Annotated in this window: 14 protein-coding genes and 1 tRNA gene; 2 read left to right on the top strand and 13 right to left on the bottom strand. The window is 35.1% G+C overall.

The window, feature by feature from the left end:
* Positions 1-335, top strand: a 335-nt coding sequence (locus tag K0B81_05300) for a T9SS type A sorting domain-containing protein (protein ID MBW6516017.1), incomplete at its 5' end; no start/stop codon positions are given.
* 321 nt (positions 336-656) lie between these two features.
* Here K0B81_05300 and K0B81_05295 read toward each other — a convergent pair.
* The 13 genes from K0B81_05295 to K0B81_05235 all read right to left on the bottom strand — a co-directional run bounded on the left by K0B81_05295 (position 657) and on the right by K0B81_05235 (position 12,406).
* On the bottom strand, positions 657-1,112 hold the full coding sequence (locus K0B81_05295; protein MBW6516016.1) for a ferritin family protein: 456 nt from the start codon (positions 1,110-1,112) through the stop codon (positions 657-659).
* A 62-nt stretch (positions 1,113-1,174) separates the two neighbouring features.
* Positions 1,175-1,318 carry a rubredoxin gene (locus tag K0B81_05290; protein ID MBW6516015.1) on the bottom strand — a complete coding sequence of 48 codons (144 nt, stop codon included), beginning with the start codon at positions 1,316-1,318 and terminating at the stop codon, positions 1,175-1,177.
* An 18-nt stretch (positions 1,319-1,336) separates the two neighbouring features.
* Positions 1,337-1,927, bottom strand: coding sequence for a rubrerythrin family protein (locus K0B81_05285; protein MBW6516014.1), 591 nt, complete (start codon positions 1,925-1,927; stop codon positions 1,337-1,339).
* Positions 1,928-1,947: 20 nt separating this feature from the next.
* Positions 1,948-2,325 (bottom strand): desulfoferrodoxin, encoded by a 378-nt coding sequence (locus K0B81_05280; protein ID MBW6516013.1) that lies wholly within the window; start codon positions 2,323-2,325, stop codon positions 1,948-1,950.
* A gap of 14 nt (positions 2,326-2,339) precedes the next feature.
* A complete protein-coding gene (locus tag K0B81_05275) occupies positions 2,340-2,828 on the bottom strand; it encodes a ferritin (GenBank protein MBW6516012.1) in 489 nt (162 codons plus the stop codon).
* Positions 2,829-2,839: 11 nt separating this feature from the next.
* Positions 2,840-4,024, bottom strand: a complete 1,185-nt coding sequence (locus K0B81_05270; GenBank protein MBW6516011.1) for an FprA family A-type flavoprotein — start codon at positions 4,022-4,024, stop codon at positions 2,840-2,842.
* Positions 4,024-4,836 (bottom strand): DNA-formamidopyrimidine glycosylase, encoded by an 813-nt coding sequence (mutM, locus tag K0B81_05265; GenBank protein MBW6516010.1) that lies wholly within the window; start codon positions 4,834-4,836, stop codon positions 4,024-4,026. Before mutM ends, K0B81_05270 begins: the two co-directional genes overlap by 1 nt.
* A 126-nt stretch (positions 4,837-4,962) precedes the next feature.
* A complete protein-coding gene (locus K0B81_05260) occupies positions 4,963-7,665 on the bottom strand; it encodes a DUF2723 domain-containing protein (GenBank protein MBW6516009.1) in 2,703 nt (900 codons plus the stop codon).
* Positions 7,666-7,984: 319 nt separating this feature from the next.
* Positions 7,985-9,241: an ATP-dependent Clp protease ATP-binding subunit ClpX gene (gene clpX / locus K0B81_05255; GenBank protein MBW6516008.1), complete on the bottom strand. Its 1,257-nt coding sequence runs from the start codon at positions 9,239-9,241 to the stop codon at positions 7,985-7,987.
* Positions 9,242-9,254: 13 nt separating this feature from the next.
* Positions 9,255-9,839, bottom strand: a complete 585-nt coding sequence (gene clpP, locus K0B81_05250) for an ATP-dependent Clp endopeptidase proteolytic subunit ClpP (GenBank protein MBW6516007.1) — start codon at positions 9,837-9,839, stop codon at positions 9,255-9,257.
* 3 nt (positions 9,840-9,842) lie between these two features.
* A complete protein-coding gene (tig, locus tag K0B81_05245; protein ID MBW6516006.1) occupies positions 9,843-11,135 on the bottom strand; it encodes a trigger factor in 1,293 nt (430 codons plus the stop codon).
* A gap of 34 nt (positions 11,136-11,169) precedes the next feature.
* Positions 11,170-11,256: transfer RNA gene (locus tag K0B81_05240), tRNA-Leu, on the bottom strand.
* 25 nt (positions 11,257-11,281) lie between these two features.
* Entirely contained in the window at positions 11,282-12,406 is a 1,125-nt protein-coding gene (locus K0B81_05235) for a tetratricopeptide repeat protein (protein ID MBW6516005.1), read from the bottom strand.
* 616 nt (positions 12,407-13,022) lie between these two features.
* Between K0B81_05235 and K0B81_05230 the strand changes: the two genes are divergently transcribed.
* Positions 13,023-14,192, top strand: coding sequence for a hypothetical protein (locus K0B81_05230; protein MBW6516004.1), 1,170 nt, complete (start codon positions 13,023-13,025; stop codon positions 14,190-14,192).
* The last annotated feature ends 59 nt before the right edge of the window (positions 14,193-14,251 follow it).

The raw sequence follows: 14,251 nt of genomic DNA, 5'->3' as shown, positions 1-14,251 counted from the left end.
GAACCGGCAACTTCTTCGATATGACCTCAGTAGAAGAGATACCCGAAGGAGTACCTTATGTAACCGCTCTGCACGGTAATTATCCCAATCCCTTCAATCCTGAGACCAGGATCAGCTTTACATTAGGTAAAGAGAGTGAAGTAAAGATCCTTATCTATAACATCCGTGGTCAGCTTGTTAAGAGTTTATTAGAAACACGGATGCAGGATGGTCAGCATACGGTTCTCTGGGATGGTAAAGATGATCTTGGGAGATTAGTCGGAAGCGGCTTGTATTTCTATACACTACAGACTGATGATTACCGAGCTACCCGTAAAATGATTATGTTGAAGTAAACTGCTACATAATACTTAGGGGTTCTGATTATCAGAACCCCTTTTTTGTTTTATATATGATATATCAATAGGAAGCCTACGAGTCGGCCCTAGCCGACTCGTAAGCTTCCCTATGGTAGACTATTGATTAATCAAGGGAAAATACTTATGTAGTTATTAGAAACGACTATCTTCAGAGTTTAGATTAGTTCAGTGAGTAGATAAGTTGATTCATAGAGGATAGTAGTTTTTAAAAAGCAACTAGTTTCGAAAAGCAAACAGACTGATTTAGAAAAAACAAAAGGGGTTCTGAAAATAGAACCCCTTTAAATCTCAAATCATTTAATTATCTTTTAGAACATATTCGTCATAGAGTAATTCGAATTTAAGCTTATGACCGGTTTCTTCATCGGCAAGTCTTTGGAATAATTTGCTCAACTCTATATCCTCAACTGCAAAACGATTAGCGAGATCACGGTATAACAGGTTAGCTTTATCTTCTCTTTTCATCGCTATTAAAAGAATATTAGGGAAGGAATCAGGTTCGATATCATCATCAGCTATATAATCAACTATTTTTAGATCTTTAACCGGTGAGCTGGTAATAGCTTTCATATCTTTTTGCCTCATCTTTTCTAAGATGAGAATATGGGTTTTCTCCATATTTTCTAACTCTTGGAGCATCGCCTTCTGTGCAGAAAACTTAGCTGAGTTTTGAAGATCATGATAAAAATCAACCGCTTCTCTTTCCCGTTCGACTGCAAAATCAATAATCTTGTGAAATGTCATAATATCCATATAATACTCCTATAAAGAAAAAAAGCTGCTTTAAAATTTCAAAGCAGCTTTAAAACTATCAATTAGTCTTCGATAGGACTAAACATATCTTTGCCGACACCGCAAACAGGACAAACATAGTCTTCAGGCAGATCTTCGAATGGAACATTATCATTCTCTACGGGATCATAGACAAAGCCACATGCATCACAAATATATTTTTGCATAAGTACCTCCACTTTTTATTAATAATTCTCAACGAATACTTGGAAATAATCACGTGAATGTTTGCAGACTGGGCATTCTTCCGGTGCTTCCGGACAATCGACAATATGTCCGCAATTTCTACAAATCCATTGCACTTGAGTTTCTTTTTTGAAAACCTTATCATTTGAGACATTTTGGTGTAGTTTGCGATACCGGGTTTCGTGTTTTTTCTCAACCAATGCCACTAATCTAAAGGTATCAGCAACTTCTTTAAAGCCCTCTTCATCTGCTATCTTAGCAAAGGTAGGGTACAAGTCAGTCCATTCTTCATTCTCTCCCGCAGCAGCATAAGCTAGATTATTCTTTGTTTCAGTAGAAAGTGCTGCTGGATATGAAGCTATAATTTCCACAGGTTCTCCTTCAACACCATTCTTAATTAACTGTTTTAGAAAGAGCTTGGCATGTTCCTTCTCATTTTCTGCTGTTTCCAGAAAGATATCGGCTATTTGTAAATAACCTTGTTTTTTTGCGACAGAAGCATAATAAGTGTATCTCATTCTTGCTTGAGATTCACCAGCGAAAGCTTTCATTAGATTTGAAGCTGTTTTTGATTCTTTAAACGGGATCATTTACTCACTCCTTATAGACGTTACTTTTTCCATAAACTGTGGATATTACAAAATTCACGAACTTCGGTTATATCATCGAACTTAACAGGAAAGAATGCCTGAGGTTTATCACCCGGTTTTAACTCTGCACGATAAACCATATTCTTAGTTAAAACTTCAATGAACTTAATGTGATGTTTTTCTTCCATTGGATGCTCAACAGAACCTACTTTTACTAAAACTCCATTATCGCTTTTTTCAACAACGGGTACATGTTTTTCGAGTCCCTGATCTTCTGTTTTTGCTACTAATTTTGACATATCCTGACCACAGCAGACAAGAGCTGTCTGACCCTCTTGTACTATTTCTACCAGATTATGACAAATTTCACAGTAATATAGTTCTCTTAAAACTGTCATATTAACCTCCAACCTTACTTTCTGTTGCCTAATGCATTGTTGAGATGTATTAGACCCATGCCACTATCTTTGATGTATTGAAATTTGTCGAGAATATTGTTTACACTATCTTCTTCTTCGACCTGTTCATCAACGAACCATTTGAGAAAGCTTACTGTCGAATGCTCTTTCTCTTTCATTGCTAATTCTAAGAGTTTATTAATCGAATCTGTAACGAATTTTTCATGCTCTAAAGCAAGTTCAAACAGCTGTTTAACTGATTTAAAATCGTGTTTAGGTTTCTTGATAGGTTCTAATATAACCCGACCACCTTTCTCATTAACGAAATCAAAGATCTTCATGGCATGTGTGTACTCTTCTTCTGACTGTGCTCTAAACCAATGAGCAATACCATCGAGACCTATCGATTCTGCATAAGCAGACATAGATAGGTATAGATACTGGGCATAAAACTCTTTGTTAATTTGCAGATTCAATTCCTTTTCTAATTTCTCGCTGAACATAATTCCTCCTTTTATTCAACTTTGTATGGTTTTTGTGATAATAAATTGATTAGATTATCAGTTATTAAATCGAGTCTCTCCTGGCTAGGAATGTACTGCTCCTTGATTGAAGGGAGTATATCAAACTTCATTGCTGTTAATGTATCTTCTATAATAGGTACACTCTGTCCTCCCCAGCCATAAGAGCCAAAAGCTAAGGCAGTTCTATTTTTCGGGGCTAATCCCTTTAAATATGTAAGAAATGCAGCAACAGATGGCAGAATACCATTGTTTAGAGTAGAAGACCCGATGCAGATGTATTTAGCATCGATCAGAGAAGTCATGATATCTGAAATATGGTTCAATTGCAGATTAAATATCTCAACCGGTATCTTACTATGTTCAAAGCCCCTGAGGATGGTATAGGAAATCAACTCAGTCGATTTCCACATGGTATCGTAAATGATAACTGCCTTATTTTCTGTCTCATTATTAGACCATTTTCTATATTCTGTGATAATTTTTGGTATATACTCATTCCAAATAAGCCCATGACTAGGTGCAATAATGTCAGGCTCTATACTCTCAACAACAGGTAAGACCTTTTTGACCTGTTCTCCATAAGGAAGAACAATATTAGCATAGTATTTCTTTGCCTCTTCAAAAACTATGTCAAGGGGGTATTCAGTAACAAATCGCTCTGATGATGAAATATGCTGTCCGAATGCATCATTGGAGAAGAGTATTTTATCCTCAATAGAATACGTCACCATATTATCAGGCCAATGAACCATGGGAGTAAGAACAAATTGGAATTCCCTTTCTCCAATTTTGATCTTTTCATTGTTCTGAACAACACGAAAGTTCCAATCACTTTTAAAATGTAATTTTAACCCTTTTTCACCATTTGGTGAAGTAATTACCAAAGCTCCGGGATTTAATTTAATTAGCTTAGGTAATGCTCCTGAATGATCCATTTCAACATGATTTTGGATGAAATAATCGATCTTAGTCGGATCAATAATCTTTGCTATCCTAGCTAATAACTGATCATAGAGGTGGATTTTGACATTATCGATCAGGATATTCTTCTCTCCGGTGATCAAATAGGCATTATAAGATGAACCTCTTTGTGTTAAATAACCATGGAAATTTCTTAAGTCCCAATCAATTCCACCAACCCAGTAAACATTTTTCTTAATCTCAATAGGTAACATTAATTATGATTCTCCTTTAGGCATTCTTCACAGTAAAAAGTTGATCTGCCATTTGATTTAATTCTGGTTACTGGATGACCTTTATGGCAGAACTCTTTTCCATATATCTTTAAAAAATTTTGAAAAGTTCCCTTTTTATCATCAACCCGTCTATAATCTGATATGGTAGTACCGTTATGTTTTATTGCCTCTCGCAATATATTTCTGGTATTTGTTACTAAAAGATCTATCTCTGTTTTATTGAGTGTATTAGTTAACCTATTTGGTTTAATTCTGCTCTCGTGTAGTATTTCATTTACATAAATATTGCCTAAACCTGCAATATAACTCTGATCAAGTAGAAAGTTCTTAACTGCAGTTTTCTTTTTACTTAAAAGCTTTGTAATATGCTCAACATTAAAATCTGCTGAAAAGGGTTCACAACCAAGATTACAAAATAATTGTCCGATCTTGTCACAACTTATAATCCTGATAGTCCCAAAAGTTCTGGTGTCATCGAATAATATTCTAGTATGGTCTTTGAAATATAGAATTGCTCTAGTGTGTTTTGTAATTGGATCTTTCTGGCCATTAAGAATGAGTTTACCTGTCATTCTCAGATGAATAATCACAACATAACCCTTATCAGTTTTAACAATAATATATTTACCGCGCCGGTCTAATTCAACTATTTTACCAAGACATCGGGTAGGTGTTACTTGATCATAAAAAATAGTATCTTGCCTTAACTCTTCAACTTTCCAAATACTTTTTCCAATTATACTACCTCTCAATTCTCTAACAATAGTTTCTACTTCTGGTAATTCAGGCATAACAAACCTCTATTCCTTAATCATTCCTGCTCGTACACAACCAAGCCATCTATAAATAATAAGATAATTCTCTTTATTTGACTGACAAAAAGAAAAAGAGTAGATTGTTGATAGTGGGGAATGAACTTATCTTTGATCCCTTAAAGTGTCTTGCAGCACTTGAAGCATTTCAATATATTCCGGGACAATACCCTGACTATCCCTTTTTCTTAATTTCTCGAGGGCTTCTATCCCCTGATCGTATAGTTCATAGTCGACAGAAGCAATGTAAATGAAGCTAACTAGCTCCTCGGAAAACAATCCGGCCTGTACTGCCCGGTCAAACATTGCATAAGCCGCCTCAACAGAGTCATTTTCTAAATGTATGAAAGCTGCCTGTATGTAGGGGGTTAAACTCTTTGGGTCTTCTCTCAAAGTGTTATCAATTACAGCCATAGCTCGATCATATTCTTCAGCATCTAAGAACATTTGAATTAAAGCAGGAGAAAATCTTTTCTGGTCCCTAACAAATCTCACTGCTTTTTCTAAGTAATGAGCAGCATTGCTCAGATCATCTCTTTGATGATAGTATTCAGATAATCTCATAAATGCAGCCCCATAATTGGTAATAAGTTTTTGCATATTCTCGTCTTTATATATATCTTCCTCAAAAATACTGCGATATGAATAGACGTTTTCTAAATTGTTTTTAAGACGTTCCAAATCAATCTGGTCACGATCTTTTGTTGGTACTAACCTCTTAACCATTCCTTCATTACGGAGGTGGTCATCAAAGATAATATTGTCTGCAATAGTAACAGCGAAGTAAATTGGTCGCTTTCCGTAATTATCCTGAATTATGCGAATAGCAGAAAGATCTTTTATAAAAAACACTCTTTCTCTCTCCATTGCTACCGTAAAACTATCTTCCGGATTTGGACTGTTGATTGAAATCTGTCTACTGCTTTCTAATCTGAAAGGTCTTAAACCATCAATATGTTCATCAGGCATAGTGAATTGAATACCTTCCAGATCTCGCAATTGCCTAATATACCATGGAGTATTAAGCAAGCTTAGATTTGCAACCGACACATCAGGTCTAATCCCTTTCAAGTGGCTTCTCTTATACTCCATTGCTTCAGAAATTGCGCGTTCTGTTGCTTTGTCTGGATAGACATGCCGAGCGGGATAGATATGTTCAAAAGCATAAGGGTCATAAACTGCCTGCGCATACCAGAGTGGAAATGTATCATTGTCACCATGAGTAAATATTATGGCATTTTCTTCCAAACCATTAAGGAAATTCAATCCGTAATCAAGAGCTATAAACTCTCTTGATCTATCGTGTATGAAGTATTGTGATGCGAAGTTAAAAATAGGTAATAGTATTACAAGGACTGATAGAATTGGGAGGAGCTTTTTTCTATTGTAGTTGAAATATCTAATCAATCCTATAGATCCTATTGCCATCCAAACAGCCCAGAGATAGTAGGCAGAGACAAAGAAATAGTCACGGTCTCTAACCTCTGCGTCTGAGAGATTCATCACGAAGATCATGGCTAGAGATGTCATAAGAAAGAAAGCAAGAAGATATATAAAGGAATGCTTGTTTCTCTTATAATGATAATATATGCCTCCAAACCCTAAGGATAAAACTATTAGTTTTGCGAGATTAACAATAAATTGTGGTGGTATACTAAGCCATCTAGAAATTGTTTCTACATGGAAAAATTGCCAGAAGAAATAGCGCAAAAAGTGAAAATCAAGTTGATAGAAAAACGATGCTCTTCTTTCTACAAATGAGGTTACGCCGTATTGTCTTCTGAGCACATAATCAGAAAAAAGCTCCAGATTGTGAGGATATCCTTCGTTAATGAAGGGTCTTAACTCTGATCTGACGAAAAGGTATATGTGAGGACTAAGTGCAATTATTGTAAAAATGATTCCCCATATCCAGACCTTGATAGGTATTCGATCTTTCAAATAGAAATATGAGATAAAACCAAAGAATAATGCTGTTACAATTTTTGCCATATCTGGAACATGTAGTTTATCTGCAATTGGTATAAAAACAAAATAAAGAATAAGTCCAATAATTAGAAAAACGGTAAAACGAATCCAAAACTTACTTGTTTTGATTGTATGCATCAAGATCGGATATATTACGATAAAAAATACTGCTGGCAAAATCTGCAAAGAAGTTTGATGTATGCTGAATCCAATAAAGAAAGCATAGACTATAAGAAGCAGATAGTTCTGATGTGAGTAATCTTTAGTTTTCTGTACCCAGACAAGAGTTAACCAGATTACGAAGTTAATAATGAGATCACGACCCGGATATACTGATGCCTCAACAGCATTATTCCAGAAAGTATAAGAAAAAGCAGTATAAAATGCAGCGATCAGACCAGCAATAATAATCAGATATTTGTTATCATCAATCATTGAAACAAGTTTAACAGTAAAGAGATAAACAAACATTACTGCTAAAGCAGCCATGATACCGGAAAGGGAGTTTACTATCAGAGCGTGATGAACATTTAGTCCGATGATCGTGAAGAATCTACCTAAAATTATGTAGAAAGGGTTTCCCGGGGGATGTGGTATTCCTAAAATACTGCTACAAGTAATATACTCACCTACATCCCAAAAAGTTACTGAGCGATTTTGGGTAATCCAATAAACTATAAGGCAGCCAACAAAAATAGCAAAAGCTATCAGAGCATTGGTTTTGAGATTAACAATATTCCGTGGTCGCATATGCCAGTCGTCATTAAAATCATATTTTGGTTGTATGCTAATCGGAGTTTTAACACCCTTTTTTTTCATTATCGGTTTACTCGGCTTCATCCTATCCTCTTACTACTATTTTTTGAAATTGCCACTTATGAATAAAGAGCCCCATCAAAGCTAATGTTTGATTAAAGACAAATTTACTTGGGAGATATAAACTGTCAATATTGGTGTAAATTGGGAGTTTGTAGTTGTTTTGACAAGTACTGGTTGTGGATTTATTAGAAGAAAATTATTGGGTTGCCTTAGATGATTTATCACTTGAATTATCTTAAGAGAGATCTAATCTTAGTACCTTGATTTTATAAAATTATTCATACAAAGAACTTGATAGCAATACTAATAGTAATTTCTGGTGAGAAAACTAAGCCTTTTTTTAGCTCGAAGCAGCTTTCTCTGGCTGTTCAGTTACATTATATATGAATTCCGGTTCCTTGTTATCTGAAATAACTTCCGGTGTTATAATACATTTTTTTATATTAACCTGTTCAGGCAGGTTATACATAATATTCAACATGGTCTTTTCCATAATAGACCTTAAGCCCCTCGCTCCGGTTTTTTGGTGTAGTGCTACGGAAGCTATATTGAGAAGAGATTCAGTAGTAAACTCCAGTTCTACCCCTTCCATTTCAAAAAGCTTCTGGTATTGCTTACAGATAGCATTCTTTGGCTGAGTAAGGATTTGGACAAGGGCCTCTTCACTTAACTCAGAAAGAGCAGTTGTTACTGGTAATCTACCAACTAATTCAGGGATCAGACCATATTTTAGTAGATCGTCAGGAATGACTTTGAAGTAAATATCGCTGGTAGTATCAGCATTCTTTCCTAAATCGGCATCAAAACCGACATTCTTTTGATTGATTCGTTGTTTGATAATCTTATCTAATCCACAGAAAGCACCACCGACGATAAAAAGTATTTTTCCTGTATCAATCTCTATAAAATCCTGATGAGGATGTTTTCTTCCACCTTTAGGCGGCACATTTACTTTTGCCCCTTCCAGGATCTTCAATAATGCCTGTTGAACACCTTCTCCAGAAACATCCCGAGTAATCGAAGGGGTTTCTGATTTGCGAGAGATCTTATCAATTTCATCTACATAAATGATACCTCTTTCTGCTTTGGCTACATCATAATCAGCGTTTTGTAACAGGCGAACCAAGATATTCTCTACATCTTCACCGACGTAACCGGCTTCTGTTAAAGTAGTAGCATCAGCTATAGCAAATGGCACTTTAAGAAAACGGGCTAGTGTTTGAGCTATAAGTGTTTTACCTGAACCGGTTGGACCGATCATTAGAATATTGCTCTTTTCTATTTCAATATCATCGTTCTTCTTCTGTTTGAATATTCTCTTGTAGTGATTATATACAGAAACTGCTATAATCTGCTTTGCTGAATCCTGATCTATTACGTATTGGTCAAGATACTCTTTAATCTCACGTGGTTTGGGGAGAACAAAGTTATCGAGCTGGTGTTCTTTATGGTCTGCTTCAATGATTGTGTGACACATCTTAATGCATTCATCACAGATATTTCCGGCAAGACCCTTTATCATATGTTTCGTTTCAGTCTCACTCTTACCACAGAAAGAGCAATGTAGCTTACTGTATTTATCTACGAATCTATCCATTATCCTTACCTTTCTATTTTCTATTAACTAAAATGTCATCGATGATCCCATATTTTTGAGCTTCTTCGACATTCATGAAATAATTACGGTCTGTGTCTTTTACTATCTTATCCAAACTTTGACCCGTATGTTTAGATAAAATTCTATTCAATCGATCTTTTAAATAGAGGATCTCTTTTGCATGTATATCTATATCGGTTGCTTGTCCCTGCACTCCACCCATTGGTTGATGGATCATAATCCTACTATTTGGAAGTCCAAATCTCTTGTTCGGTTCTCCGGCAGCTAATAACAGAGCCCCCATAGATGCAGCTTGCCCAATACAGATGGTGCTTATTGACGGTTTTATATACTGCATAGTATCATAGATAGCTAAACCGGCTGTAACAGTTCCTCCCGGAGAATTTATATACATATATATGTCTTTATTGGGATCCTCTCCTTCCAAATGGAGCAATTGTGCTATAACGAGATTTGCTACATTATCATCAATAACAGAACCTACAAAGATTATTCTATCTTTTAACAGCCTCGAATATATATCGTAAGCTCGTTCTGTTCTCCCGCTCTGTTCTACTACAATTGGGACATAGGGCATATATTACTCCTTTTCTTCACTCTTCTCGATTTGCTCTTTAACTTCATGTTTTCTTGCTTCTTTTTCCAAGGATTCCTTGTCTTTAGGAATTAAGGTGTTATTCTCTATCAAGTAATCAAAGAGTTTTTTCTCTTTTATCCTATTAACGAATTCCTCTTGTTTTGTTACATCAGCGTTCTTTTCTAAGTATTCATCTACTTGTAGATTCAATTCGTCTGCAAATTCTTTTATCATTGCTTGTTCATCTACTTCAGTGATTTCCAGAGGTAACTTTTTCAAAAGATAATTGACTATGTAATAACCTTTGATATCAAAATAAGCGGTCTTTGTGTAATAACCTGCTATTTCTTCAGGACTTTTATTTAATAGTCTAGCATATGGTTCCGCAAGTTTTTGTGAATAGGACATTACTGATGTCGGGGGGATATCAAAGGGATTGTGCTCGATCAATTTGATAAGCAATCCTTTTTGTTTTTCTCTGAGATTAGTGCTCTCTACCTGATTTTGTATACTATTTATAATGTCATTCCGCATTGCTTCTAAAGATTCAAAGTCAGCATTCTTGGCAAAGTCATCATTAATTTCAGGAAGAATTAACTTCTTGATTTCTTTGATAGTGATCCGTACTCTAAACTCTTTGTCATCATCTTTTAATATTGTATCAATAACATCATTTACTTTAGAACCGGTTAGTGTTTTATTGAAATCTTCACCGTAATTATTTTCATTCAATTTGATCTCATTTATATCTAATAAAAGATGCTCATTTTCCAAACCTTCCTCAAGGTTCTCAATACTTATTATTAATCTGTCTCCTGCTTCAGCTGGACCCTCGACGGATTCCTCTTTAGCCATATTCTTTCGGATATTTTCTATAGTACTATCTACCATTTCTTGAGAATAGTCGGTATGAAGGTAAGGTACTTCTAAACCGGTATACTTGGTTATTTCTACAGCTGGTTCAACCTCATACTGAAATATCATTATCAGGTCTTTCCCTTTTTCCCAATCAATATTTTTAGGGATACCTTCATACAAAGGTTCAATATTCTTTTCTTTTAAAGCAGTCTCGTAGTATTCAAATACTTTATCCTTTAAATATGCCTCTCGTGCTTGCTCAAAAAACAGATTATCTACCATAGAAATTGGGGCTTTCCCTTTCCGGAAACCTGGAACTACTACATAGTTCTTAAATTTCTGTAAAACTGCATGATAATCATTCTTTGCATCTTCTGCCGGGATTGTTATGGTCATTTCTTTAACACATTGATCTAAATCTTTGATCTCTACATTCACTAAAAAACTCCTGATTTTCTTATGTAGGTTAAAATGGTGCGAAAGGGGGGACTCGAACCCCCATAGGATTGCTCCCACTGGAACCTAAATCCAGCGTGTCTGCCAATTTCACCACTTTCGCTATTACAATCTGTATTTTCTAACTGTTATTCTAATCTGTTTAGTATCTCTAAATACTCTTTTTGTATATCTGGTAGATTAAGTCTGGATGCAGCAAGAATAACAAATTGTACTGCTTCTATTGATTGATTGTCTATTGCATAAAGCTTTTGCCCATATTCTAACATATCTTCAAAATTCTGTTCATAATTGAAAGTATAAAGTAATAGTAACAACACTTCTTTATTTTCCGGTTCAAATTCTATAACTTTTTTGAAGTAAAAAACCGTTTTATCATGTTTTTGTAGATCAAAAGCTATATATCCTGCATTAATAGCTGCATCGATAAAGTCGTTATCTAATTCATAAGCTCTTTCGAAAGCAGCTAAAGCTTCATTTTGTTTGTTTTCCATATTGGTATAAACTATCCCCATCATATAATAACTGTCGGCATCATTTGGATCAATATCAACTACCTCTTCATACCATCTAATTGTTTCTGGATAATCTTGTTTGTTAAAGTAATAAGCAGCTAAGTTTTTTCTTGAAGTCGTATCATTAGGATCAATCTGGGCAATGGTTTTGAAATAATCAGCAGCTCTGTCCATATCTCCCTGGAACTGATAAATGGATGCTATCATGATATATGTATTAGTACTATCCGGTGTTAATTGCGATAGGTTATAGAATATCTTCAAAGCTTCCTGATCTTGCTGTTGACTGTGTCTTTCCTGTCCTAAGTTAAACAAACGTGCCCATGCTGCTCTTCTCTTCAATTGTGCATCATCAATAATATCATCAAATTGAGGGAAATCACCAACTTTGCTTATCTCTTCATGAGCATTTATAGCACGATTGTAATAGTTGTAAGATTCGTTGTAATGGCTTACTGCTTGACCCGGTCTGTTTTCTGCATAATAAAAGTAAATATCTCCTATGTTCTTCAATGCTTCAATATATTGAGGATTTTCCTCAACTACTTCCAGATATCTCTCTAAAGCCAAATCATACTCTTGTAAATTCATGTAAGTATTACCAGAACGCATATTAACTCTTGCGGGACCAGCCAATCTTTGACTATCTGGTAAAGCTCTTCCAGAACTACATCCTAAAAAAACTACTATACCGAGTAATAAAATAAGCAAGCCGATGTATAATTGATTGCGTATCATTATTAACCTCCCTTGGTCACTTTATATTTAAGTATTAAATACTTTTTTAAACAGCTATTCAGTCAAGAAATTTATATATTAGACTCTTTAACAACACTATTAGTTAAGAAACAGGGCATTGATTGATAAATCTTTAATCCTTTGAGCTAGTTTTTTAACAAATTTTAGCTTAGTTAGATATCTATAAGGACAGTCTGGTTTTACCTAAGCCCCAAGCGAAAAAGTTCTTGCTCAACGATACTCAATTTCTAATCCAAGAAGTAAGTTTTATACAAAAAATATAAAAAATGGCTTGACAATTTTCTCTGCCTAATTATATTATCACACTTATAAAGATGTAGAGATTTTTTGAGGTTCTTTACCTCGCTAATCTTCTAAAGAATAAATGGTGAAAAACTATTATAAGGAGGTTTTGGAAGAGAATTGATGGATTATTTTCTATATTTAATGAGTATTAAAACCTAAATATCGCTAATCAAACCCACAGATGTGGAAAATCAGAGGTAAAGAGGTCATTTCTCAAGAAAAAATAACTCGCAGCTAAAAAATAATTTTGATAATCTTAGTAGTGAGTTAAATTTTAAAGCATGTTTATTAGTTTTCAAAGGAGGAAATTATGAAATCGTTGTTTAAAGTATCTTTATTACTAAGTTTAGTATTGCTTTTTGTAGTAGGTTGCCAAAACACACCTAATCTTACTGAACCACAATCTTTCGGTGGTGGTTTCCCTTATTCGGTCAATAGCTATGGTGAATCAACTTACTATCCTATTTATGCTGGACAGCACATTTTAGTGGGTCAATTAGAGATCTCTAATGATGCTGATTATCTTTATGTTTCATTTCACATGGACCATCCTTGGGTAATGATGTTATCTCACATCCATATAGCCGCAGACATTAATGGTATCCCAAAAACACCAAAGGGAAATCCAATCCCTGGTCAATTTGCTTATCATGATTATCATGACTATGAGGCATATTTTATGTTACCTATAGAACTGGCACCTTATGATTTCGAAGTTGGTCAGCAGATAGTTGTTGCAGCACATTTAGAAGTTATTATTGAGATTGATGGTGGTGGTGGTTCAGGTGTAATAATTGAAGGACCTTATGGTGCATTTAATGTTTATGACTACAAACAGGGTTTACGTTATGACTATACTCCTGTAATTGCACGTCGCTCAAATCCGGATGTTACTTTACAATTCAACACAGGCGTATCAGATGGAGCATATGAATATTTCTACAGTCTTGGATTCCAAACACCTGAAGATCATCCTTTATATGATGGACCGGATGCATGGCTAATAGTTGAATTCGAATATCCAATGCTTAACAAACCAGGTAATGATCTGAGAATCATTGAAGATACTTGGGGACTCCCATATCCAGATGAAGTAATCAAAGTATGGGTAAGCCAGGATGCTATTACATGGCATTATCTTGGTGAAGCTGATAATCAGACACCATTTATGGGAATTCATACTATATATGAATTTGATCTACCAGCTGAATTACCATGGGCAAAATTTGTAAAAGTTCAGGATATATCAAATCGTGAAGATTTTGCTCATCTTTATCCCGGCCAAGGAAATACTCTGGATGGTTATGATGTAAATGCAATATTGGCTATTCATGACTACGAAGAATTTGATGAACCCGAATATGATGGAGAAGAAACTGCTTGGGGTGGAAATGTACAATTCAATCCGGGTGCTGGTTCAGGGCAATGGTGGAGATTAGCTGAGTACATCATCCAAGGCGAAGATAACGGAGATATTTAAAATATCTCTAGCAATTAATTAATGATGATAACGTCACTAAGTTACTAATTGCCTAAACT

Source organism: Candidatus Cloacimonadota bacterium (genome assembly GCA_019429305.1).
Taxonomy (GTDB): Bacteria; Cloacimonadota; Cloacimonadia; order Cloacimonadales; family JAJBBL01; genus JAHYIR01.
This window is presented reverse-complemented; position numbering and strand designations above follow the sequence as displayed.

Coding starts and splice junctions, on each gene's coding strand:
- K0B81_05295 (MBW6516016.1), bottom strand. CDS start 1,112: ATGGATATTATGACATTTCACAAGATTATTGATTTTGCAGTCGAACGG.
- K0B81_05290 (MBW6516015.1), bottom strand. CDS start 1,318: ATGCAAAAATATATTTGTGATGCATGTGGCTTTGTCTATGATCCCGTA.
- K0B81_05285 (MBW6516014.1), bottom strand. CDS start 1,927: ATGATCCCGTTTAAAGAATCAAAAACAGCTTCAAATCTAATGAAAGCT.
- K0B81_05280 (MBW6516013.1), bottom strand. CDS start 2,325: ATGACAGTTTTAAGAGAACTATATTACTGTGAAATTTGTCATAATCTG.
- K0B81_05275 (MBW6516012.1), bottom strand. CDS start 2,828: ATGTTCAGCGAGAAATTAGAAAAGGAATTGAATCTGCAAATTAACAAA.
- K0B81_05270 (MBW6516011.1), bottom strand. CDS start 4,024: ATGTTACCTATTGAGATTAAGAAAAATGTTTACTGGGTTGGTGGAATT.
- mutM (MBW6516010.1), bottom strand. CDS start 4,836: ATGCCTGAATTACCAGAAGTAGAAACTATTGTTAGAGAATTGAGAGGT.
- K0B81_05260 (MBW6516009.1), bottom strand. CDS start 7,665: ATGAAGCCGAGTAAACCGATAATGAAAAAAAAGGGTGTTAAAACTCCG.
- clpX (MBW6516008.1), bottom strand. CDS start 9,241: ATGGATAGATTCGTAGATAAATACAGTAAGCTACATTGCTCTTTCTGT.
- clpP (MBW6516007.1), bottom strand. CDS start 9,839: ATGCCCTATGTCCCAATTGTAGTAGAACAGAGCGGGAGAACAGAACGA.
- K0B81_05235 (MBW6516005.1), bottom strand. CDS start 12,406: ATGATACGCAATCAATTATACATCGGCTTGCTTATTTTATTACTCGGT.
- K0B81_05230 (MBW6516004.1), top strand. CDS start 13,023: ATGAAATCGTTGTTTAAAGTATCTTTATTACTAAGTTTAGTATTGCTT.